This is a genomic window from Salinarimonas rosea DSM 21201 (assembly GCF_000429045.1).
In the GTDB taxonomy this organism is placed as follows: domain Bacteria; phylum Pseudomonadota; class Alphaproteobacteria; order Rhizobiales; family Beijerinckiaceae; genus Salinarimonas; species Salinarimonas rosea.
This window is the reverse complement of record NZ_AUBC01000006.1, coordinates 1-23,366: the sequence shown is the minus strand read 5'-3', so window position 1 is coordinate 23,366 and position 23,366 is coordinate 1. Positions and strand designations below refer to the sequence as shown.

Genomic DNA, 23,366 nt, shown 5'->3' with positions numbered 1-23,366 from the left:
TCGTTATGGGCGTACCGGACCCGTTCCCTCCGCGCATGAATCCGCGGGAGGCGTGCGCGGCTCGCGGGCGCAGACTGGCGTGTCGCGCACCGCCGGATCCGGCGCGGGCGCACCTTAGCAACACCGTAACGAAAGACAACAGAGCGCAACCCAGCCGAACCACGTCCGCGCGCCCGTGCGAGCCGTCGTCAGGCGGCGGGGCCGTCCCCGGGTTCGCGCGGTGCGGCGCCACCGTCCGCACGGTCGCGCACGGGCGCGGCGGGTCCCGGCGGCGCCGCGCGCGCGGACCCGGCCGAGCCGCGGCTGCGGAACACGACCGGCAGGACGAACCCGATGCCGAGGAAGCGCACGAAGTGGTGCACGCCGACGTAGAGCGGATCGAGCCCCATCACGAGCGCGAGCACCACCATCGCCTCGAGCCCGCCCGGCGCGAAGGCGACGAGCGCCTCCGCGAGCGGAGCGCCGGCGAACGCGACCGCGAGGCCGGCGAAGGCGCCCGCCACCGTCATCCCGACGACGAAGGCGGTCAGCGCGGCGGGCACGAGGCGGCGGATCGCGGCCAGGTCGAGCGTGTTGAAGCGCTGGGCGATGTAGACGCCGATGAGCACGAAGCCGAGCGTGGCGATAGCCTCTGGGATCGGTCCCGCCACGGTGCCGCTGACGTAGGCCACCCCGCTGAACAGGGTGGCGCCCAGCAGCAGCGGCGCGGCGAGCCCGATCCGCTCGAAGCCGACGCCGACGACGACGCCCCCGAGCAGCACCACCGCGAGCGTGCCCGCCCCCGCGGTCTCCGGCGCGGGCGCGGGCGCGGCACCGACGACCGCCGCCGCGTCGCCTCCCCCGCCCCCGGCGGCGACGAGGAAGGGCAGCACGATGATCAGGAAGAGGAGGCGCGTCGACTGGACGATGCCGATCCCCGCGACGTCCGCCCGGCGCTCGGCGGCGATCGCCATCACGGCGGTGAGCGCACCGGGGACGGTCGCGAGCACCGCGTCGTCGCGCTGCCAGCCGAAGCCGCGCATCAGCACGAGCGAGGAGGCGAACGTCGTCGCCACGACGGCTGCGGTGAGGAAGAGGAGGCTCAGCGGATAGCGGCCGACCGCGGCCAGCGTGTCGGGCGTCATGCCCGCGCCGATCACCGCGCCGGAAACCACCATCGCGGTCTCCGCGAGCGCACGGGGCATGATCACCGCGAGCCCGAAGCGTCCCAGCAGGATCACGGCGACGACGGCGCCCGAGAGCCAGGAGGCGGGCACGCCGAGCACCGTGAACAGCCAGCCGCCACCCCAGGCGACGGCAACCTGCACCACCTGCGCGACGGGCGAGCTGCGGTAGGCCTCGAGGCGCTGGCGCGGTGTCACGGCGGCGGTGCCACTTTCTCGCGCGCCTTGCGATCGATCAATGTTCGGGGCGCGCGACCCTGCCATTGTCCCTCGCGACGGGGCGCTGTTCCTGGCGGTTGCCGTCGCGGACGCCCGGCGTAATCTCGGGGGAGTTGCGCCGGGCGTCTTGTTCTCTCTTCGGATTCTCTCTCTACAGCATCCGCCCGCGGGGGAAAGCCCCCGCGACGCACACCCGGGCTGTGCGGCACGCGCGCTCGCGCCGCGACGCCCGACCTCCGCCGCGCGTCAGCGGCTGGCCTGCTCGCCCGACAACGTCAGCTCGAGATAGGTCGCCGTCACCGGCTCGATCTGGGCGGCGACGCGTGCCGCCATCGCCTCCTCCTCGGCGAGGGACTGCCGGAAGGCCGTGACCGAGGCCGCGTCGCCCGCGCGCTCGGCGATGGCGATGAGCGAGCGGTAGGCGGCGATCTCGTAGTTCTCCAGCGCGTGGTCGGCGTAGAGGTTCTTGAGAATTTCGTCCTGCGCCGGCGAGTGGAAGATCGCGGCGAGATTGCCGGCGAGGCCGAGCGCGCCTTCCTTGACGCTCGAGGGCGAGGCGCCCTGCCCGTCGAGCGCGGTGGCGAGGCGGTCGCGCTGGTGCTTCGTTTCCTCGATGTGCGCCTCGAGGATGGCCTTCATCTGCGGGTAGCGCTCGAGCCGCTCGACCTGGCGCTCCATGGCCTGCAGGGCCTGGAGCTCGAGGGCGTGGGTGTTCTTGAGCGCGGTGACGTAGGTCGACTGGAGATCTGTCATGGCCTTGTCCCTTTCGTGATGGGCGGTCGTTTCGCCGTGCGAACGGCGCGGCGGGTGCAGGGTTCCGGAGCGCGCCCGCCCGCCGCCGCGCGCGGCGGCGGGCGCGCCGGCGCGAATGGGCTGGCGTCGCGCGAAAAATCGTCTATGGTCCGCGCCGTCGGCTCCGATGACGGGGCCGACCGCTCGTGCACGACCCCGCTGGACGACATCCCGGCCGGGCCGAGGCGCGTGCGAGACGAGCCGGGCGGCGCACGCGCCGCGCTCACCCGCTCCGCAGGACGCGCTCCCCTCCGCGAGATCCGTGTCCCGCGCGGGATGGCGACCGAGCCCGCGCGCGCGGTGCCGATCGGCTCACCCCCGACGAACGAGAAGGACGAGACGATGTCGATCACGCCCGAGCGCAAGGCCGCGCTCATCAAGGACTACGCGCAGAAGGACGGCGACACGGGGTCGCCGGAGGTGCAGATCGCGATCCTCACGGAGCGCATCACCAACCTCACCGAGCACTTCAAGAGCCACGCGAAGGACAACCATTCGCGCCGCGGCCTCCTGAAGATGGTCTCCCAGCGCCGTTCCCTCCTCGACTACCTCAAGCGCGGCGACGAGGCGCGGTACCGCACCGTCATCGAGCGCCTCGGCATCCGCCGCTGAGACCGCGTCGGGCGCGGAGGGAGCGTTTCGACCTTCCCCGCGCCCGACGCCTTCGCCCCGCCGATCCCGGATCGGCGACAGGGCTCATCGTCATCGCCCGGTCGATGACCATGGACAGGATCGCCGGGGGCTCATCCCGCAGGGACGCGAGCCCCCCGCCGTCTTGCCCATGGCGTCGCGCGGGCCGACCGACCGCACGCAGGCAAGAGAGATACGTCACATGTTCGACATTCAACGCGAAGAGCTGATCTGGGCCGGGCGCAAGCTCGTCCTCGAGACCGGCAAGGTCGCCCGCCAGGCCGACGGCGCCGTCGTCGCCACCTACGGCGACACCACCGTGCTCGCCACCGTCGTCGCCGCCAAGGAGCCCAAGCCCGGCATCGACTTCATGCCGCTCACGGTGAACTACCAGGAGCGCACCTACGCCGCCGGCCGCATCCCGGGCGGCTACTTCAAGCGCGAGGGCCGTCCGACCGAGAAGGAGACGCTCGTCTCCCGCCTGATCGACCGCCCGATCCGCCCGCTCTTCCTCGACGGCTGGCGCAACGACACGCAGGTCATCGTGACCGTGCTCTCGCACGACCTCGAGAACGACCCGGACATCGTCGCCATGGTCGCCGCCTCGGCGGCGCTGACGCTCTCGGGCGTGCCCTTCACGGGCCCCGTCGGTGCGGCCCGCGTCGGCTGGATCAACAATTCCTACGTCCTCAACCCGACGCTCGCCGAGATGGAGGACTTCACCCTCGACCTCGTCGTCGCCGGCACGCAGGACGCGGTGCTGATGGTGGAGTCCGAGGCGCGCGAGCTGCCCGAGGACGTGATGCTCGGCGCCGTGATGTTCGGCCACAAGCACTTCCAGCCGGTGATCGACGCGATCATCCGCCTCGCCGAGAAGGCCGCCAAGGAGCCGCGCGACTTCGCCCCGCCGGAGCGCGAGGAGGCCATCGAGGCGGTGCTCGCCGCCGCCGGCGACGACCTGCGCGACGCCTACAAGATCACCGACAAGCAGGCGCGCTACAAGGCCGTCGACGCCGCCAAGGCGAAGGTCGTCGCCGCGCTCTGCCCGGCCGACGGCGAGCAGCGCTACGAGCCCGAGGCTGTCAAGGGCGCCTTCAAGGAGGCGCAGGCGCGCGTCGTGCGCTGGAACATCCTCGACACCGGCTCGCGCATCGACGGCCGCGACCTGAAGACGGTCCGCCCGATCGTCTCCGAGGTCGGCGTGCTGCCGCGCACCCACGGCTCGGCGCTGTTCACCCGCGGCGAGACGCAGGCGCTCGTCGTCGCGACGCTCGGCACCGGCGAGGACGAGCAGTTCGTCGACGCCCTCGAGGGGACGCGCAAGGAGCGCTTCCTGCTGCACTACAACTTCCCGCCCTACTCGGTGGGCGAGACCGGCCGCATCGGCTCGCCGGGCCGCCGCGAGATCGGTCACGGCAAGCTCGCCTGGCGGGCGCTGCGCCCGATGCTGCCGCCGCCGCACGAGTTCCCCTACACGCTGCGCGTCGTCTCGGAGATCACCGAGTCGAACGGCTCCTCCTCGATGGCCACCGTCTGCGGCACCTCGCTGTCGCTGATGGACGCCGGCGTGCCGCTGCGCCGCCCGGTCGCGGGCATCGCCATGGGCCTGATCCTCGAGGGCGAGCGCTTCGCGGTGCTCTCCGACATCCTCGGCGACGAGGACCATCTCGGCGACATGGACTTCAAGGTGGCCGGCACGGACCAGGGCATCACCTCGCTCCAGATGGACATCAAGATCGCCGGCATCACCGAGGAGATCATGAAGGTCGCCCTCGACCAGGCCAAGGGCGGTCGCGAGCACATCCTCGTGGAGATGGCGCGTGCGCTCACCGCGCCCCGCGCCGAGCTCGGCGAGTACGCCCCGCGCATCGAGGTGATGCAGATCCCCACCGACAAGATCCGCGAGGTCATCGGCACCGGCGGCAAGGTGATCCGCGAGATCGTGGAGAAGACCGGCGCCAAGGTGAACATCGAGGACGACGGCACTGTGAAGATCGCCTCGTCGGACGGCGCCTCGATCAAGGCGGCCTACAACTGGATCCGCTCCATCGTGGCGGAGCCGGAGGCCGGCGCGGTCTACGAGGGCAAGGTCGTCAAGGTGATGGAGTTCGGCGCCTTCGTGAACTTCTTCGGCTCGCGCGACGGCCTCGTCCACATCTCCGAGCTCGCGCCCCAGCGCGTCGCCACGGTGAAGGACGTGGTCAAGGAGGGCGACACCGTGAAGGTGAAGTTCCTCGGCATGGACGACCGCGGCAAGATCAAGCTCTCGATGAAGGTCGTCGACCAGGCCACCGGCGAGGACCTGTCCAAGAAGCGCGCCGAGGGTGCGCCCGAGGGCGAGGCCCCGGCCGCCGAGGGCGGCGAGGCGTCCTCCGGCGGCGGCGAGGGCCGCCCGCGCCGCCGCGGCGGTCGCCGCGGGGAGTGATCTGCGGGGCGGGGCGGCGACGGCCGCCCCGGGCCTTCCGTCGACGACTTCGGGAGCGCGGTCCTTCGGGGCCGCGCTCCTTTCGTTTCGGCGGCCTCGATCGGGACGAGACGGCTTCGCAAGGCGGGGCTCCGGGCCGATGGGTGCCGAGGTACCCGCTTGACACCCCGCTCGGGCAGTGTACTTTGCATCTCAAAGTCACTTCTGCTGCGAGCCCCTCCCGTGCGCGACATCGACCGAGCCCTGGCCGACATCGCCGCCATCCGCACGCAGATGGCACGGGGCGTCGTGTTCCGCGGGCTCGGGCCCGCGACGCTCGCGGCGACGGGGGTGCTCGCGCTCCTCGTCGCGGCGGGCCAGGCACTCGTCCTCGGCGGCGCGCCCGCCGCGCCGCTCGCGTACTTCCTGCCCTGGATCCTCACGGCCGGCATCGCCGCCGCGCTGATCCTGGCCGAGGCGGTGACGCGCTCGCGCCGCATCCACTCCGACCTCGCCGACGACCTGATCCGTGCCGCGATCGAGCAGTTCCTGCCCGTCGCCGCGGCGGGGGCGCTGATCGGCCTCGTGCTGGCGCGCGTCGCCCCGGAGACGCTGTGGCTCTTGCCGGGCCTCTGGCAGGTCCTCGTCGGGCTCGGCGTCTTCGGCGCGGCACGGCTGCTGCCGCGGGGGCTCGCGCTCGCGGGCGCGTGGTACGTCCTCGCCGGCCTCGCCACGCTGGCGCTCGGCGCGAGCACCGAGGCGCTCTCGCCCTGGCTGATGGGCGTCCCCTTCGGCGCCGGCCAGCTCCTCGTCGCGGCGATCCTGCAATTCGCCCCGGGAGAGACCGATGCCGGCTGAGCCTGCGCCCTACGCCTACGAGGGGCTCGACCGCGTCCTGCACGAGAAGGCGCGGCTCGGCATCCTCACCTCCCTCGTCGCGCATCCCGACGGGCTCGCCTTCGCCGACCTCAAGCGCCTGTGCGGCCTCACCGACGGCAACCTCAGCCGCCACCTCGCCGTGCTCGACGAGGCGGACCTCGTCGCCGTGACGAAGCGCTTCGAGAAGAAGCGCCCGCTGACGACGATCCGGCTGACGCCGGCGGGCCGTCGCCGCTTCCTCGCCTATCTCGGCGAGCTCGAGCGCGTCCTCCGCGACGCGGCCGCCGCGGCGCGGGCGGCCGACACGGAGGATGCCGCTCCGCAGCACCCCGGCGCGCGCCCGGCACCGGCCTGACCGGCCCCCTTTGTTGCCCGGAGACTCTACGATGCAAAGCACTCTTCCCGGCAGCGACGGCCTGCACGTCGCGCTGATCATGGACGGCAACGGCCGCTGGGCCACGGGCCGCGGCCTGCCCCGAACCGCCGGCCACCGCGCCGGTGTGGAGAGCATCCGGCGCGTCTGCGAGGCGGCGCCGGATCTCGGCGTGCGGGCGCTCACGCTATACGCCTTCTCCGCCGACAACTGGCGCCGGCCCGCCGAGGAGGTCGCGTTCCTGATGCGGCTCCTGCGCCGCTACCTGGAGGCGGAGGCGGCGCGGCTCGCCGACAGCGGCGTTCGGCTCGTCGTGATCGGCCGGCGCGACCGGCTCCCCGAGGGCCTGCCGGAGGCGATCGCCGCGGCGGAGGCCGCCACCGCGGCGGGAACGCGCCTCCTCCTGCGGATCGCGATCGACTATTCCGCCCGCGACGCGATCCTCGCCGCGGCGGCGTCGGCACCACGCAGCCGCGAGGAGATGACCGGCCTCCTGGCGGGCGCGGCGGGTGACGTCGATCTCCTCGTGCGCACCAGCGGCGAGAAACGGCTCTCCGACTTCCTGCTCTGGGAATGCGCGTACGCGGAACTCGCCTTCGTCGACACGCCCTGGCCGGATTTCGACGGCGCCGCGCTCGCCGCCTGCCTCGACGACTTCCGCCGGCGCGACCGCCGCTTCGGCGGCCTGAAGGCCGCCTGAGATGGGTCGCCCGACCCTGTCGCGCGCGGCCCCCTGGGCGGCGGCGACGCTCCTCCTCGTCGCGGCGGCGATCGCCACGGTCGCCACGGAGGCGGTCGCCTGGGGCGGGGAGGATTTCGCCGCGGCCGCGCTCCTCCTCTACGGCGCCTGCGCCGGCTGGGAGGTCGCGCGCCGCCGCCTGCCGGGCCGCGCCGGCCGTTGCGCTGCCGCGCTGGCGATCGCGGCTCTCGTCCTCCTCGTCTGGGCGCAGCTCGCCGTGGGCGTCCTCGGCTCCTGAGCCGGCGCGGCTCAGAGCGCCGCGTGCAGCTCCGGCACGGGCGCGGCGGTCCCCTGCCGCAGGAACCACGGCACCCGCGAGGCCGGCATCGGCCGCGCGTAGAGATACCCTTGCGCCTCGTCGCAGCCCATGGCGGCGAGCATCGCCGCCTGGCCGGCGTCCTCGACGCCCTCGGCCACGACGCGCAGGCCGAGCGCACGGCCGAGCCCGATCACGGCGGCGACGATCGCGGCGTCGCCCGCGTCCCGCTCCAGGTCGCGCACGAAGGAGCGGTCGATCTTGATGTCGTCGACGGGAAACTGCTTGAGGTGGGTGAGCGAGGCGTAGCCCGTGCCGAAGTCGTCGAGCGCGATGCGCAGGCCGGCCTCGGCGAAGCGCGCCAGGGTCTCCGCGACCGCATCGGCCCGCTTGCCGAGGAACACCGTCTCCGTCACCTCGATGCCGAGCCGCCAGCGCGGCACGCGGGCCTCGTCGAGGACGGCAAACAGCGTCTGCGGCAGGTCGGAGCGGCCGAACTCGGCCGCCGACAGGTTGATGGCGACCGTGCCCGGCTCCAGCCCCTCGGCGAGCCAGGCCGCGACGTCCGCCGCCACCGTGCGCGCCATGCGCGCACCGATGGCGCAGGCGATCTCGGCGTCCTCGAAGGCCTCGGCGAAGGCGCCGGGCGCGAGCAGGCCGCGGCTCGGATGGCGCCAGCGGGCGAGTGCCTCGAAGCCGACGACGGCGCCCGTCGCGAGGTCGATCTTCGGCTGGTAGTGGGGCACGATCGCGTCCCCAACGAGCGCCGCGCGCATCTCGGCGGCGAGCGCCACGCGGGCCTCCACCGCCTCGCGCAGCGCCGGCCGGTAGATGTCGGCGCGGTTGCGGCCCTGCGCCTTGGCGGCGTAGAGGGCGAGGTCGGCGCTCTTCATCAGCTCGGCCGCGCTCGCGGCGTGGTCGGGGAAGCCCGCGACGCCGACGCTGACGCGGCAGGACAGCGTCCGGCCGCCGTAGACGAAGGGCGCCCGGAAGCGCGCGACGATGCGCTCGGCGAGCGCGAGGCTCCGCCCGACGTCCTCGCCGCCCCGGACGAGGACCGCGAACTCGTCGCCGCCGAGCCGCGCCACGAGCGCGTCGGCGCCGCCCACGTCGCCGAGGCGACGCCCCGCCTCGCGCAGCAGCGCGTCGCCCGCGTCGTGCCCGGCGGAATCGTTCACGTCCTTGAAGTCGTCGAGGTCGACGAGGAGGATCGCGAGGCGCCCGCCGGCGCGGGCGGCCTCGGCGAGGGTGCCGTCGAGGCTGCGCTGGAAGGAGGCGCGGTTCGAGAGCCCGGTCAGCGCGTCGCGATTCGCCGCGCACCAGGCACGGTCCTCCGCCTCCTTGCGCTCGGTGATGTCGAAGGTCACCCCGACGATGCGCCGGCGCCCGTCGGCGTCGCGCATCTCGACCCCGCGCGAGGAGAGCCAGAGCGTGCGGCCGTCCGGGTGGTGATAGCGGAAGGCCTCGACGCCCATCGGCCCGCCGGGCTGCCAGGCGGCCTCGACCGCCGGCCAGTCCTCCGGATGGATGCGCGCGAGGTAGGCGGCGAAGTCGTCGTCGGGCACGCCGAACAGGACCGAGCCTTCGTCGCGGCGGATCATGATCCTCGCCTCCGGGTCGGCCTCCCAGGTGACGAGCCGTCCGGCCTGGAGCGCGAGGCGCAACCGTTCGGCCTCCCGGCGCCGGGTATCGTCGGCGAGCGTGCGCTCGTGCGCGTCGGCGCCCTTGCCGATCCATTCGCGCACGGCGCCCGTCGTGCCGTCGACGAGGGGCACGGCGCGCAGCTGCGTCCAGCGCCAGCGGCCGGCGGCGTCGAGCAGCCGGTGCGTCCCTTCGAACGGCGCCGCGCGACGCACCGCGCGCACGGCCGCACGCAGGGCCGCGGGGCGATCCTGCGGATGGATCAGCCCCAGCCAGGCGAAGTCGAGGAAGTCGCCCGCCGTGCGCTCCGCGAAGGGTCCCGAGAGAGCCACCTCTCCCACGGCGCCGTCGCCGCAGGCGCGCCAGACGATGCAGGCGTTCGCCGCCGCGAGCGCCCGGAAGCGCTCCTCCGTGACGAAGGGGGCCGCATGGGCGGCGGGCGCGGGACCCGCCGGGCGGTTCTGCTCGACCTCGTGCACGGCGGCGCGGGCGAGCTCGGCGAGCAGCATCCGGTCGGTCGGATCGAGCCGGCGCGGGACGGTGTCGAGGACGACGAGCGCGCCGATGCACGTGCCGCAGCTCAGGACGAGCGGGGCGGCCGCGGCGAACCGCACGGGCGTCTCGCCGCCGGGTGCTCCCGCTCGGGTTCGCGGATCGCCCGCCACGCCGTCGACGACGACCACCTCCCGCGCGCCGAGCGCCAGCCGCGCGAAGCCGGCCTCGCGGGGCACCTCCCGCGCGGCCGCGCCGGCGACGGCCTTGCGCCATTCCCGGGTGTCCGCGACGAAGCCGACATAGGCGACCGGCACGCCGAACAGGTCGCGCGCCGTGGCCGCGATGCGGTCGAAGCCCGGCTCGGGCGGCGTGTCGAGGAGCCGGAGCCGCCGCAGCGTCGCCAGCCGGCGCGCCTCCGCGGCTTCCATCGCCGCGGCCCGCGCCGCCGGCTGTCGCGAGCCGGCCGGCGCAATCGACGTCTCGCTCATCGGATGACCACCGCCGTCGTTCCTTTCGCTGGCTTGGCGGGAACCCCGGGTGTTCCCTCCGGGCAGGCTGACGACGAAAGCTCAAATGAGCGTTAAACCGATCGCACACCGCGCCGGATCGAGGTCGTGCGGATCTCCCCGACCGCGTTGCCAGCCAGCCCGCGCCGCTGTAACGCTCGATGCGCCAATGCTTCAGGAGATCCGGCATGATCGTCGCGCTCGACGGCACCAGCCTCACCATCGACGCCGCGGTGGCGGTGGCGCGCCCCGACGCCGCGGGCGGCTTCGCCGCGGCCCACCTCGCGGACGCCGCCCGCGCGCGGCTCGCCGAGACCCGCGCCTTCGTCGACGCGCACTGGATGCACGACGAGGCGCCCCTGATGTACGCCTTCAACACGGGCGTGGGGCTCTTCAAGGAGCATCGCGTGCTGATGGCGGAGATGGTGGCCTACCAGGCGAAGACGGTCTACGCGCACGCCACCGGCGTCGGCGAGCCCTTCGCGCAGGACGTCACCCGCGCCATGATGCTCGCGCGGGCCAACGCCTTCGCCTCGAACTATTCCGGGCCGCGGGTCGAGCTGGTCGAGCGCCTCCTCGCCTGCCTGAACGCGGGGCTCCACCCCGTCGTCCCCCAGAAGGGCTCGGTCGGCGCGTCGGGCGATCTCGCGCCGCTGGCCCACCTCGCCGCGGCCGTGTGCGGCTTCCCGGAGGCCGAGATGATCTGGCGCGGCCGGCGCATGCCGGCCCGCGAGGCGCTCGCCGCGGCGGGCCTCGAGCCGGACATCGCGCTCGGCGCGAAGGACGCGTCCGCGCTGATCAACGGCTCGACCACGTCCCTCGCCCTCGCGGTGCTCGCCACCCACGACGCCCGGCGCCTGCTGAAGGCCGCCGACATCGCGCTGTGCCTGTCGCTCGAGGCGCTGCGCGGCGAGCGCGACGCGTTCGATCCGCGCATCCAGCGCGCCCGCCCGCATCCCGGCCAGATGAAGGTCGCCCGCAACGTCCTGCGCATCCTCGACGGCTCGCGCCGCACGACGCAGGACGCCCGCGACGTCGTCTTTCCCGAGGAGAGCCGCGCGCCCGGCACGCCCGCCGCACCGCGCGTCCAGGACGTCTATTCCCTGCGCTGCGCGCCGCAGGTCCACGGCCCGGCCGACGAGGCCGTCGCCTATGTCGAGCGCATCGTGGGGACGGAGCTGAACTCCGCCACCGACAACCCGCTCATCGTCGACGACGGGCGCGGCGGCTACGTCTCGCTCTCGGGCGGGCACTTCCACGGGCAGTACGTGGCCCAGGCGATGGACCTGCTCGCCATCGCCATGGCGGACATGGCCTCGATCTCGGAGCGGCGGCTCGCGCGGCTGATCGACCCGGGCATGAGCTACGGCCTGCCGCGCAACCTGCTCGCGGGCAAGAAGGGGCTCAACACCGGCTACGCCACGGTGCAGTGCTCGGCCTCGGCGCTCGTCATGGAGAACCGCACGCTGGCCATGCCGGCCTCGGTCGACTCGATCCCCGGCAAGGGCAACGCGGAGGACCACGTCTCGAACTCGACCTGGGCCGGCCGCAAGGCGCGCACCGTCGTCGAGAACACCGAGCAGGTCGTGGCCTGCGAGCTGCTGATGGCCGCGCAGGCGCTCTCCCTCGTCGAGGCGATCGCGCCGGACCACCCGATCGGCCGCGGCTCCCGGGCCGCGCTGGACGCGATCCGCGCCGTTATCCCGCCGGCGCTCGAGGGCGACCGCTGGTACGCCGCCGAGATGGCGCAGGCGCTGGAGCTCGTCCGCTCCGGCGCGGTCGTCCGGGCCGTGGAGGACGCGGTCGGCGCGCTGGAGTGAGCCGGACACCGGCAGCGGGCATACGTCCGACCGGCGGTGGATCGGCGACAGGATGCTCGGCGAGAGGATGCTCGGCGGCAGGATGCGTCGGCCCCGCCCGAACGCAAAAAACCCCAGCGGGGGACCGCTGGGGCTTCGTGTCGGTGGACTTGGTTGCGGGGGCTCGCAACTGCTTCAGCAGACTAACTCGGTCGGCCTTAGACCCGGAGAGCCGGAGACGTTTGAACAATGAACAACAAAAGTAGTTGCAACTTAATGTTGCGCAACTCATAATACTACGAAGCTTATATTACAGGCACATCCATGATAGCCAATAACCACAAAAATACTCTTTTCTCTAATTCTATACAGACAGGTAATGGAGGCGATTACCCCGAGCTTGCAGCATACCGAGAACTTCACGCGTTCTTCCTAATCCTACTGCTAGTGATTTTTCAGACTCCGCTTCAGTCGTCGCTTCCAGGCAACCCGTTATTCATGAACCTTCACGGGCTGAAAGGCATGCAGCTAGTAGATGTGATCCCCCTCTCTGCTGTAGTTTCGTTCGTGTTAGCTCTTATTGCAAATCACGAGATCGGTCGATTTCACCATCGCTTCTTACATCTCGGTGCCCAGATGTTTCACGTTGCGCCATTCTGGCTTGCCTATTTAGCTCTTATCATTTCACACCGGAAGCTCGCCGACGAGCCTTACATCCAAGCATTTGTTTTAGTCGCATTTACTGCTTGGTCGTTCTCTATATTTAAAGCATTTCCACGCGTAATTCGACTAGACCAATAACTTAAATTCTTTCAAGGAGAAATTCATGTCTTGTCTCGACCCTCTCGGCGCTATTGACCTATTTACCGACGTAAGTTCGGATTTACGCAGCAAGTATGTTGCCTTTCACGACTTCGAAGACATGCTTCGAACGGCTGCGCTCCAAGAAGCGACCAATCAGAACGATATAGACGCAATTAACGATCTCTTTGATAGTTACGATCTAGGAAAATCATTGTATTTGGAGAAGTCAGCAAGCGATTGGGGTAGTACAATCCTCCAAGCGGGCCTCGGCGTAGGCGCAGGGCACTATAGTAAGCTCGCGAACGGACCGCAGATCATGTTGCCGGGAGACGCTCCATATTACAATGAGATGACGATCGCCTTGGGAGGCGCAGCCGTCGCCGTAGGCATCCATTCAGCGGCCGCGGATTTAGATCTCAATGGCGCCACATCTGAGCAAGCAAAGGTTGCGGCAATTCTCGGCGCGAACTTGGCCATCGGAAAGCTACTACCGCCGCAGATTGCCGTCCCCCTAGGCTTCATCATTACTGAGGCCATCGATTCGGGTTGGTCCAGTATTATCGACGGCTTCACGAATAATGATCCGATTGCTGACATAACGTCTTCGGCCGTCTCAGCGGTAACAGAGCGCATGAACGATATAGCGCTGAACGGAGTCGATTCCGTTCTGATCGCGGGGCAAGAGCTTCTAGAGAATGCTTTATGTTTAGCCCGATGGGCCATACCGGACCCGCTCGAAAATGTTTTAACTAAATTCGGGAATGCGATACTGAATATCATTTCTCCGATCGTAATCGACCTCGATGGAGACGGAATTGAACTGGTTTCTCTCGAAGATAGTCACGCTTACTTTGATCTTGATCTCGACGGCTTTGCAGAACTCACCGGCTGGGTCACAGACGATGACGGCTTACTTGCCATTGATGCGAACGAAAATGGTATAATTGACGATAACAGCGAGCTTTTTGGAAATGACACGCTCGACGGTTTCTCAGTTCTGGCGGGATACGACTCTAACGAAGATGGCATGATCGACGGTAACGATGCAGTGTGGACCAAGCTTCTTGTGTGGGCCGACAGTCATCAGGACGGAGTTTCTCGCCCGGATGAACTCGCATCCTTAGACAGTTTAGGCATAACGGGGATATCTCTTGCAAGCACCCTAGTCTCATATGAATTGGCCGGCAATCCGGTAACGCATGAGTCAACCGTCACTACGTTGACTGGAACACTCGATGCAGTAGATGTCTGGTTCGTCCACAACAATGCAAATACCATAAATGCCGCTGAATATCTTCTGGACAGGGAAGCCCTGGACCTTCCGACCTACCAGGGTATGGGTAATCTGCTACCCCTACACGGAGCAGCAAGCTTGGATAACAATTCTAGCGATCCAGATTCGACCATTTCTATTCTTAACGCTATCAGTAACGCGACACTGTCTGGTATTTTTACGGATGATGATACAGCGTCGGATCTTATCGAGTCTTTAATGTATCGTTGGGCCGGGGTCGATGATGTGAGTTCTGATGCGCGTGGACCAAACATCGATGCTCGTCAACTTGGGTTTCTCGAAAAACTAGCAGGAACTGATTACACTCAGCAAACTTCTATTGGTCAATCCAATCCTGGAGCTTTCGCCGGCTTGGAGCTTCAAGAAGCCTTCTACGATGCTTTCAACAGTATATATGCCGTGATAATCGCACAAGCCGGGGGTTCCGCTCTGTTCGACGGCTACCTTCTGTATAGTATTAATACAAACGAGATTACCGGAGTGGCCGGTATCGACAGGTCTTCTATCGACACCCTAGAGACTTTGGCCGGGACTATGACGAATGTAGACAAATTTTGGCAGAACATAATCAGAGTTATAGAATATTCAGTAGGCGTAAATAACCTCTCGGTAGGAGACCAAAGTTATCTTGATGACGCAATTTTCGCATCTGATAACAGCCTGTCGCTAAGCGGGATCGTGGCCAGCCTCGCTTGGGATGCGCCCGACGGTAGTACCTTCAACGGTACCGCCGGAAATGACTCCCTGACTGGCGGAATAGGGTACGACACGTTGAATGGTAACGACGGTCACGACGCTCTTGAAGGTGGTATCGGTAACGACGAACTCAATGGCGGTTCTGGGGACGACGTGCTCTCTGGAGAAAGCGGGCAGGATTATCTTCGCGGCAACGGCGGCAATGACGAATATCACTACGACCTCGGCCACGGCTTCGACATCATTCGCGAAGAACAGACGGGTACGGGCCACAAGGATAAGATTGTGTTCGGTGCCGGGATCGACATTGGGGACCTGACCTTCACTCGGGTCGCGAACACCGGCTTGATTATCGACATCGACACCGGCACGCAAACCGGCCAGATCATCATCGAGAACCAGTTCAACTATGCGGCCGGCGGCGGTCACGTCGAGGAGATCGAATTCTCCGACACCTCAACCTACGACCTCGATGGCCAGAACTGGACGATGCACGGCACGGCCAGCGCTGACACGCTCTACGGCGTGGTCTCAGGCGGCCTCGGCGCCGACACGATCTACGGCGGAGCCGGCAACGACACGATCTATGGCAATGGGCCGAACGAGACCGATTACCTCGCCAACACGCTTCACGGCGAAGATGGCAATGACCAGCTGAACGGGAGCGCAGGCGTCGATACGCTGTATGGCGGAAACGGTAACGACACCCTCGATGGTGGCGCGGATGCAGACCATCTCGACGGCGGCGCCGGCGACGATGAACTGCGGGGCGGCCTTGGCGATGACACCTATGTCTTCGTCTCAGGGAATGACGTGATCTCTAGCGAAACCGGCGGCACGGAAGAGCTCCACCTCGATGCCGCCTGGAACGGGATCACCCCGCAATACCTGAAATTCGGCAACGACCTTCAAGTGTGGTTCGATGCCGATAACAGCATCTACATCACCAACCACTATCTCAGTGGCAGCGTCGAGAGCATGGTCTACGCTAACACGACGACCGTCGACCTGACCACCGTCAGCACGGCGACGATGGGCGACGAGACCAACAACACGCTTTACGGCACCTCGAACTCCGACACGCTTTACGGGCTTGGCGGTAACGACACGCTCAACGGCAATGCCGGCAACGACTACCTCTACGGCGGAAGCGGTGACGATTACCTGAGCGCGAGCAGCGGCGACGACTACCTGTCGGCGGGAACCGGTGATGACACGGTGCTCGGAAGCTCGGGAGATGACCACTTCTTCTATACGTCCGGCCTCGACAGCTACACCGAGAACACGAACGACACCGCTGACATCGTTGAACTGTCGGCTTCCTACGGTCTGGACGACATCGAGATTTACCGGGACATCAGCGTCAATGCGAACCACCTGATCATCGCGATCAACGCGGCCAACCAGATCACCCTGCAAGGGCAGTTCTCGGCGGCGAACCGGTTCGAGACACTGCGGATCGCCGGTGAGAGTGACATCAACCTTCTCACCATGGATATCACGACCTATGGCACCGCCTCCGGTCAGACGATCTCCGGCGTGACGCAAGGCGCGGGCGCGAACGACACGATCTATGGCTACGGCGGCAATGACACGCTGAGCGGCCAAGGTGGCAACGACACGCTATATGGTGGTGATGGCAACGACACGCTGAATGGCAATGCTGGCAGCGACCACCTGTACGGCGAAGCCGGAGACGACAATCTCAACGGCGCGACCGACGATGACACCTACTACTGGACGGCAGATGAAGGAAACGACACCGCCACCGACACCGGCGGCTCCGACACCATCATGGTGACCGGTGGCCTCACCATCGCCGATATCTCCGTTGCTAACTCCGGGTTCGACGAGGCCGTCATCACGGCTTCCGGCACGACCGGCCAGTTGATCGTCAACAACCTCCGTAACGGCAACGCTGCTAATCACGTAGAGACGATCAGCTTCGAGGACGGCTTTACGACGAGCCTTCCTGATTACGCCTCCTGGCTCGTCGGCAGCAGCGGCAACGACCTCTCTGCGGGCAACGCGAATGATAACACCATGTCAGGCGGGGCGGGCAATGACACGATGGATGGCGGCGCCGGAAACGACGACATGCATGGCGGCGTCGGCGAAGATATCATCGAAGGCGGTGACGGTGACGACCTGCTTCACGGCGGCGCCGATGACGACCTGCTCTACGGGCAGGACGGCCTCGATACGCTGTATGGCGGCGCAGGCGCAGACAGCTTCATTTTCGAAGCGGCCTCTGCTTTCAACGATGTCGATGTGCTGAAGGATTTCAGCGTAGGCCAGGGGGATGTAATAGACATCTCGGACGTGCTGGACACCTACTACACCCACGGCACCGACGACATCGCCGACTTCATTCAGATCACCGACAACGGCACGGACTCGACGCTCTCGATCGACCAGAACGGCGGCGCGGACAATTTCGTCGCCGTCGCTTCGATCCTCGGCGTAACCGGCCTCACCAACGTCAGCGCGCTCGAGACGGCGGGCGTACTCGTAACGCACTAAGAAATAACGATCCTGCGGCAGGCCGGCCGGCCTGCCGCACTGGCCACTTTCACCCACGCTCCTCATGTTTGACATTGTCAGCTATTTTCTGCTATTGTCCTGACATGGAGATTCGGGATGAGCGATGGACCTCATAGAAGCCTGCCGATGAAACGGCACTGGCGCGACCTTGCCGAGCGGGCTGCAAAGGCAGCCTATGCGGCCGACGAGGTACGTGAGGCGGTGCCCCTCGCTCTGCGCAAAGACGCCCGAAAGCTACCACTCGAGCAACTGCGGGCGATATTTGGCGGCGGAGATCAAGCTTCTCTGTTTCCCAACGAGCGCATTGAACAACTGGAAGCCGCACGGCAGGGCTGTCGAGGATCGGGCCTCGGCAACGCCATTATCGACGCGGGCATAGAAGCTGTGCGGGACGGTCATTTCGGCGATGCTGCCTATGGTAAAGCTCTCGCCAATGCTTTTGCGGACTACACGCGGAGCGAATTTCGAAGCGTCGAGGAGCACTATCTGCGTGAGGCAGGTGCAAAGAGCGCGCGGTTCGTCAGATCGCGCCTGGATGCTGCCCGCAGCCAATGCGACTTCGGAGCCTTGGCCTCCGAATTTCTCGCCCCGGCCCGACCTGCCCGCAGCCTGCGCCTGCCGAAACAAACCGGGCTTGATGAAGGACCTCCGCTATGAACGCCCGGGCTCTGATCGGGGCGATTCCCACGAAGATAATCGACGTCGTTGAGCCGGGCAGAACTACCTCCAGCGACCATATAGTCTTTGCGCTGGGACGGGACGTCACCTTCTCGACTAATGCTTTGCGGAGCTATGCCTTCGCAAACTGGGAGAGTGCAATCCACGACGCGATGGTGGTGGCGGCTGCAATTGAATATGCAGATCGGGTCGTAAAACGCCCGTCGCTAGGATGGCCGCGGCAGCTTTCTCTGCGCATTCCGGTTCATGATCCAGCGCGGTGGAACTCACCTGAAATTTCGGATGCGCTGCACGAGGCAATCGGGTTTCTGACCGGCGACTACTGGTCCATCGACTTCAGGCAAGTCGAAGTTCCTGCCTCGCCCCCGGTGCAGGAATATCTGAACATACCCACTGCCACTAATGCAGTCCTAGCTTTCAGCGAGGGGATGGATTCGCTTGCGGTGGCAAGGCTGTTTGAATCCCAGCCCGGAAACAAGCTCGTACGCGTGCGCATCCGGAAGGGCACCAGCGATCGGCGGGCCGCCAATGAGCCATTCACTGCCGTCCCGTACACCGTAGCGGCGAACATGCCGAACAGGGAAAGCAGCGCCCGCAGCCGCGGCTTCAAGTTTGCGGTCATTGCGGCTATCGCAGCCTATCTTACCGACGCCACCAGGATGATCCTGCCGGAAAGCGGTCAGGGTTCGCTGGGACCGGCCATCGTTCCTGTCGGACATGCCTATCCGGACTATCGGAACCATCCGCTGTTTGCGCGGCGCATGGAGCGGTTCGTGAGCGCCCTTTTTGGCAGGAGCATGCGGTATGAGTTCCCGCGCCTTTGGCATACCAAGGGAGAAACGCTGGCCGAGTTCGTCCGTGAGACGGGCGATCAAAGCTGGTCTTCGACCAGGTCCTGCTGGCGCAACAGTCAGTGGAGCTCCGTCAATGGCGGGCACCGCCAGTGCGGTGTCTGCGCAGCTTGCATGCTGCGCCGCTTGAGCGTCCACGCTGCCGGGCTCGTTGAGTCAGACGATACTTACATCTGCAAGGACATGACGGCACCTTCGCTTGAAAAGGCCGTCGAGCCCGGCTTCAAACGTATGAGTGGCGCATTCCGCGAATACGCGATCGCAGGCGTGATGCATCTGGATCATTTGGCGGATCTGGCAAAGAACGAGGCGCGGCCGGTGCTGCGCCGGCACGCAAATCTCCTTGGCCCTGCCCTCGACCTGACTGTCGATGAGACCGAACGGCAGCTTTTCGAGCTACTCAATCGTCATGCTGATGAATGGAAGACTTACATGCGTTCACTGGGTCCACGCTCTTTCGCAAAGCAGTGGTCAAGGGCTGACTGATGACCATTCCTGATCCAAGACTTACGGACATACAGGTCGGGGAACGCCTGCGGATCGCCCGTGAAGCAGTAAAGCTTAAACAGGCCGATGCTGCCAATGCTATCGGCGTAGCCCGCACGACCCTTGTAGCGATAGAGCAAGGCCAACGCCGGATAAAGACCAACGAGCTGCAGGAGCTTGCGGCTCTATACGGCACGTCTGCAAACGCACTCCTGAGGCAGGAAGCGATCCATCTGGACATGGTGCCGCGCTTCCGCAAACTCTCCGAGAGCAATGATGCCGGGACCGACGAAGCCGTTCGGCTATTGAACGATCTGGTCAGCGCAGAAGTAGAGCTTGAGAATGCGCTCGGCGTAGGGCAGACCCGGAACTACCCGCCCGAAAGGCCGATACTGCCAGGAGACGTCTCCGCACAGGCAGAGCATGATGCACAACAAATGCGCGATTGGCTGGGTCTCGGGGCGGGTCCCGTTCTCGATCTCATTACCCTGATGGAATTGCAGCTCGGCATCAGGGTTTATATGCGCCGTCTTGACGGCAAAGTCTCCGGCCTGTTCGCCTATGACGATGCGGTCGGCGCCTGCATGCTGCTCAACGCAAACCATCCCGCCGAGCGGATCACTCAGACCGGGGCGCACGAACTCGGACACTTCAACTCGACGAGACGTCAACCGGAGGTCCTCACTACCGACGAGGAGCCTTCGTCGCGAGAAGAGCGCTACGCGAATGCTTTCGCGCGGTGTTTTTTGACTCCGGCAAGAGCTGTCCGGCAGAGATTTGCCGAGGTAACTGCAGGCCAGTCTCACCTGACGCGCCGCCACATCATCCTGCTCGCCCATATCTTCGGCGTATCGCGGGAAGCAATGGCCCGCCGGCTCGAAGAACTGAAGCTTGCGAGGAATGGAACCTGGGACTGGTTTCAGGCCAACGGGGGCATTACCCGCGAGCAGGTTAGGCAAGCATTAGGAGACGCTGCAGACCGAAACGTCCATTCAGTGGCGGCGGCTGGCCCAGTCCCGCCCCGACTTGCCCTGCTCGCACGCGAAGCATCCAAGAGAGGCTTCTACAGCGAAGGGCAACTGGCCCAGCTTCTAAAGCTTGACCGCTATGAAGTTCGCGAGCTTCTTGATGGTGTCGAGAACGAGGAAAGCGAGGCGAATGAGCTTATCAAGCTTTCCTGATGCGCCCGACATTCCCGTCGTACTTGATGCAAGCGTAGTCATAAATCTGCACGCCACCGAGCGCGCGGCCGAAATTCTCCGCGCCTTCGACAACCCCTTCTTCGCCACCTCAAACGCCTGCGCCGAGCTATTGAACGGGGAACGCCGCGGGCATGCGCGACCGGGTTTCCTTCAGTCGCTGATAGATCAAGCCGCTATCAGTGAGGTCCGCCTGACCGAGGCATGCAGTGCGGTTTACGGGGAGCTGATCGAGGGTAGCGCCCGGCAGACCCTCGACGACGGCGAAGCCGCTACGGTCGCGTATGCGATCGATCAGGGTGCGTATGCCATGATCGACGAGCGCAAAGCACGAGCAATTTGCGCGGTGCGATTTAAAAGCCTGAAAGTCTGCTGCACGGCCGAGCTGCTTCTTCATCCGCTTGTAGGAAGGACTCTAGGCAAAGAAGGTCAAATCGAGGCTATCCTGAAAGCGCTCCGCCGCGCTCGAATGCATGTACCCAATGAACTAATCGATCTTGTGGTGAACATAATCGGCCGCGAAGAAGCGGCAACCTGCAACAGCCTTCCAACTTCGGTCAGGGTCGCGTGCTGAAGGCACCCAGACCATTAATATCGGGCTCCCCGTAGGGAGCCCGATAATCGTCAATGCCGCGTTTTCTGCATCCCGGACACAACATGCTCGATGAGAAATGCGCGGAACTCGGGATCACTATTCATGAGGGTGGCGGCACCGACGAGCGCCACATAGTTAGAGCTCACGAATTGCTCACCGTCGGCTGGGAGTAGCAAGGTGAACGTACCGTCCGGATTGGCGATCAAGGCTGCCTGATCGGGTTCGACATAGGACCGTCCGGCGCGATCTTCTTCTCGGGTGCTCATGTCCTCATCTCCTTCGTTGGTGATCTGAAGAGGATGACAGCCGAGCGTCCACACGGCTTGGTCACGGGCTGGTCAAATGAAACGGCGCGCCGCAAAAGGCGGCGCGCCTGATTTTTTCAGGTGAATGGCGGCGCTCACGCCGCCTCCGCGACTGCGTCTTCCTCCCGCCTGTCAACGGCGGGAAACAGCATGGCATCGGGAAGTCACGTCCGCGCCTTGCGCTGCGCGTCTGTCGGCTCCGCCGCGCTGCGGGCGAGTGTGAAGTGGCGCAGCAGGCAGCCGACGAGCTCGCCCTTCTTGTAGCTGGCGAGAAGCCCGCGCCCGTACAGGTCGGTGCAGCCGCATTCCTGCGCGATTTCGAGAAGCTGGTCGCGGCTGCGCTTCTCGAGGAAGGCGCGGTCAGGGCTCCAGTGGTTACGCATATCCGCGTTCAGATCACGCGCCACGCGGTTGAAGAAGCTGTCCTGCGTATCGAGCCGATCGCAGGATTCCTGCCCGAAGGAGAACGCGGTCAGAAGCGTGTCGACCTGCTCCAGCTGGTGATCGGTGAGAGCGCAGACCGCTTCATAGAGGTCGCGCTCACAGGCCGGATAGCCCGGAAACTGCGACCAGAGCGGCGCATCGTCCGCGATTTCGATGCCGAGCCATCCGGCGCAAAGCCGCAGCTGCATCTCGGTGGCGTCCATGCTGATGCCCGTGTCCTCCAGCTTTGAGAGCGAAGGCAGGGCTTCGTGCGGCCTGAACGCGGCAAGCCGTCTTGTGACTGATACCTCCCGCGCCTTCCGCGCATTGGCGAGCAGCAATTCCGCGACGGCGGCGCTCTTGTGCCAGCCGATCAGGCGGCAAAGGGTAGCGCTGTAGGCGGGACGCTCCTTCTTCGGGGCGAGCGGGTTCTCCGCGAGATCCTCGTCATTTGCCACGGCTTCCGGCCTGATCAGCCCTTCGCGCACCTCGACACGGCCCGAGGGCGTGAGATTGATCAGTACGCCGCCCTGCTCGCCTTCCTCCGCTTCCTCGTACTGCCAGGCGGGGATGCTGTAGCGGTCGGTCACCTCGACCCATGCCGCCTTGTCGGCAAAATCATTTGCCAGCGCGGCGACCGCTTCCTTCTGCATGGCGAGGAACTGCTCCGCGTCATCGAAGTAGCTGGTTTCGCCATCGGCGAAGAGGTCGGTCGTGATCGTGCCCGTGTACCGCTCCACCGGAAAGATGGCCATGGCGACGGTCGGGCGGTCATCGAGCAAATGCGCCCTGATGGCGGCGGCGCTGTATTCGTAATGACCACCACGGGCGAGATCATCGAGCACGTTCGCCTGCGCTTCGTGATCGCCGAGCGTCAGGGCTTCGGCCTGCGCGAGGGTGATGCGGCCATCTGCAAGCGCGTCTTTCGCCGCGCCGCAAAGATCGTTCAGCACGAGCCTGCGCCGAATGGTCGTGACCGACAATCCGGTCTTGGCGGCAAGGTCATCGAGCCCCTCGCCCTGCCTGATCAGCGCGGCCAGCGCGGCGGCTTCATCGAGCGGCGGGAGGTTCTCCCGCTGGATGTTCTCGATGGCCGCGATGCGCAGCTTTTCGTCCTTGCCGAGTTTGCGGATTTCGACGGCGACCGGATGGTCGGTCGCGATCGTGCCGCGCTCTGCCAGCAGTTTCAGGGCACGGTAGCGGCGCTCGCCGCTCACCAGCCGGAACCGGCTGCCGCGCCCTTTCGTGACGACGAGGTTCTGCAGCAGCCCGTCCTGCGCAATGCTGGCGGCGAGCCCTTCGATGCTGGTGTCAAGCGTCAGCCGGAACTGCCCCCCTTTCGTCACGAGGACCTGACCCCCTCGCTGGTTGATGTGGTGTTGTGAGGCGCCGGAGCGGCCTTCTGCAGAAGGCCGCTCCGGCGCTTTTCGCGCAGCCGATAGCTCTCACCGCGGATGGTGATGACGTGGCTGTGGTGGAGGAGGCGGTCGAGGATGGCGGTCGCGACCACGGGATCGCCGAACACGGAGCCCCACTCGCCGATGGCGCGGTTCGAGGTGACGAGCATGGCGCCACGCTCGTAGCGGCGAGAGACG

At 66.3% G+C, this 23,366-nt stretch carries 18 protein-coding genes; 12 read left to right on the top strand and 6 right to left on the bottom strand.

The window, feature by feature from the left end:
- Positions 1–188: 188 nt before the first annotated feature.
- Both G407_RS25855 and G407_RS0105255 read right to left on the bottom strand, forming a co-directional pair.
- Positions 189–1,361 carry an AbrB family transcriptional regulator gene (locus tag G407_RS25855; protein WP_245259020.1) on the bottom strand — a complete coding sequence of 391 codons (1,173 nt, stop codon included), beginning with the start codon at positions 1,359–1,361 and terminating at the stop codon, positions 189–191.
- Between the two features lie 267 nt (positions 1,362–1,628).
- Positions 1,629–2,135 carry a ferritin-like domain-containing protein gene (locus G407_RS0105255; RefSeq protein WP_029029972.1) on the bottom strand — a complete coding sequence of 169 codons (507 nt, stop codon included), beginning with the start codon at positions 2,133–2,135 and terminating at the stop codon, positions 1,629–1,631.
- Positions 2,136–2,516: 381 nt separating this feature from the next.
- Here G407_RS0105255 and rpsO point away from each other — a divergent pair, with 381 nt between their 5' ends.
- The 6 genes from rpsO to G407_RS25850 all read left to right on the top strand — a co-directional run bounded on the left by rpsO (position 2,517) and on the right by G407_RS25850 (position 7,437).
- Positions 2,517–2,786 carry a 30S ribosomal protein S15 gene (rpsO, locus tag G407_RS0105250; RefSeq protein ID WP_029029971.1) on the top strand — a complete coding sequence of 90 codons (270 nt, stop codon included), beginning with the start codon at positions 2,517–2,519 and terminating at the stop codon, positions 2,784–2,786.
- 220 nt (positions 2,787–3,006) lie between these two features.
- A complete protein-coding gene (pnp, locus tag G407_RS0105245; protein WP_029029970.1) occupies positions 3,007–5,229 on the top strand; it encodes a polyribonucleotide nucleotidyltransferase in 2,223 nt (740 codons plus the stop codon).
- A gap of 273 nt (positions 5,230–5,502) precedes the next feature.
- Entirely contained in the window at positions 5,503–6,066 is a 564-nt protein-coding gene (locus G407_RS0105240; RefSeq protein ID WP_245259028.1) for a hypothetical protein, read from the top strand.
- The gene (locus G407_RS0105235; RefSeq protein ID WP_029029968.1) at positions 6,056–6,442 is read left to right on the top strand and encodes a transcriptional regulator; all 387 of its coding nucleotides are present in this window, start codon (positions 6,056–6,058) and stop codon (positions 6,440–6,442) included. The genes G407_RS0105240 and G407_RS0105235 overlap by 11 nt, the downstream gene beginning before the upstream one ends.
- Positions 6,443–6,473: 31 nt before the next feature.
- Positions 6,474–7,160: a di-trans,poly-cis-decaprenylcistransferase gene (locus G407_RS0105230; RefSeq protein ID WP_029029967.1), complete on the top strand. Its 687-nt coding sequence runs from the start codon at positions 6,474–6,476 to the stop codon at positions 7,158–7,160.
- 1 nt (position 7,161) lies between these two features.
- Positions 7,162–7,437: a hypothetical protein gene (locus G407_RS25850; RefSeq protein WP_043539053.1), complete on the top strand. Its 276-nt coding sequence runs from the start codon at positions 7,162–7,164 to the stop codon at positions 7,435–7,437.
- An 11-nt stretch (positions 7,438–7,448) separates the two neighbouring features.
- On the opposite strand, the gene G407_RS25845 is transcribed toward G407_RS25850, so the two are convergent.
- Positions 7,449–10,079: a putative bifunctional diguanylate cyclase/phosphodiesterase gene (locus tag G407_RS25845; RefSeq protein WP_052340981.1), complete on the bottom strand. Its 2,631-nt coding sequence runs from the start codon at positions 10,077–10,079 to the stop codon at positions 7,449–7,451.
- A gap of 206 nt (positions 10,080–10,285) precedes the next feature.
- On the opposite strand from G407_RS25845, the gene G407_RS0105215 reads away from it, so the two are divergent.
- The 6 genes from G407_RS0105215 (at position 10,286) to G407_RS31560 (ending at position 21,022) form a co-directional block, all read left to right on the top strand.
- Entirely contained in the window at positions 10,286–11,917 is a 1,632-nt protein-coding gene (locus tag G407_RS0105215; protein WP_029029966.1) for an HAL/PAL/TAL family ammonia-lyase, read from the top strand.
- 805 nt (positions 11,918–12,722) lie between these two features.
- Positions 12,723–17,213, top strand: coding sequence for a calcium-binding protein (locus tag G407_RS30935; protein WP_084327329.1), 4,491 nt, complete (start codon positions 12,723–12,725; stop codon positions 17,211–17,213).
- 117 nt (positions 17,214–17,330) lie between these two features.
- Positions 17,331–17,891, top strand: a complete 561-nt coding sequence (locus G407_RS31565; protein WP_156917476.1) for a hypothetical protein — start codon at positions 17,331–17,333, stop codon at positions 17,889–17,891.
- Positions 17,888–19,249 carry a 7-cyano-7-deazaguanine synthase gene (locus G407_RS30930; protein ID WP_084327328.1) on the top strand — a complete coding sequence of 454 codons (1,362 nt, stop codon included), beginning with the start codon at positions 17,888–17,890 and terminating at the stop codon, positions 19,247–19,249. The genes G407_RS31565 and G407_RS30930 overlap by 4 nt, the downstream gene beginning before the upstream one ends.
- Entirely contained in the window at positions 19,249–20,430 is a 1,182-nt protein-coding gene (locus G407_RS30925) for a helix-turn-helix domain-containing protein (protein WP_084327327.1), read from the top strand. The genes G407_RS30930 and G407_RS30925 overlap by 1 nt, the downstream gene beginning before the upstream one ends.
- Entirely contained in the window at positions 20,408–21,022 is a 615-nt protein-coding gene (locus tag G407_RS31560; RefSeq protein ID WP_156917475.1) for a PIN domain-containing protein, read from the top strand. The genes G407_RS30925 and G407_RS31560 overlap by 23 nt, the downstream gene beginning before the upstream one ends.
- A 50-nt stretch (positions 21,023–21,072) precedes the next feature.
- Here G407_RS31560 and G407_RS0105190 read toward each other — a convergent pair whose 3' ends face one another.
- The 3 genes from G407_RS0105190 to G407_RS25835 form a co-directional block, all read right to left on the bottom strand.
- Entirely contained in the window at positions 21,073–21,309 is a 237-nt protein-coding gene (locus G407_RS0105190) for a hypothetical protein (protein ID WP_029029963.1), read from the bottom strand.
- Between the two features lie 203 nt (positions 21,310–21,512).
- Positions 21,513–23,117: a ParB/RepB/Spo0J family partition protein gene (locus tag G407_RS0105185; protein WP_029029962.1), complete on the bottom strand. Its 1,605-nt coding sequence runs from the start codon at positions 23,115–23,117 to the stop codon at positions 21,513–21,515.
- Positions 23,114–23,366 (bottom strand): ATP-binding protein (locus G407_RS25835; RefSeq protein WP_029029961.1); only part of this gene is annotated, 253 nt, incomplete at its 5' end. The genes G407_RS25835 and G407_RS0105185, both read right to left, overlap by 4 nt.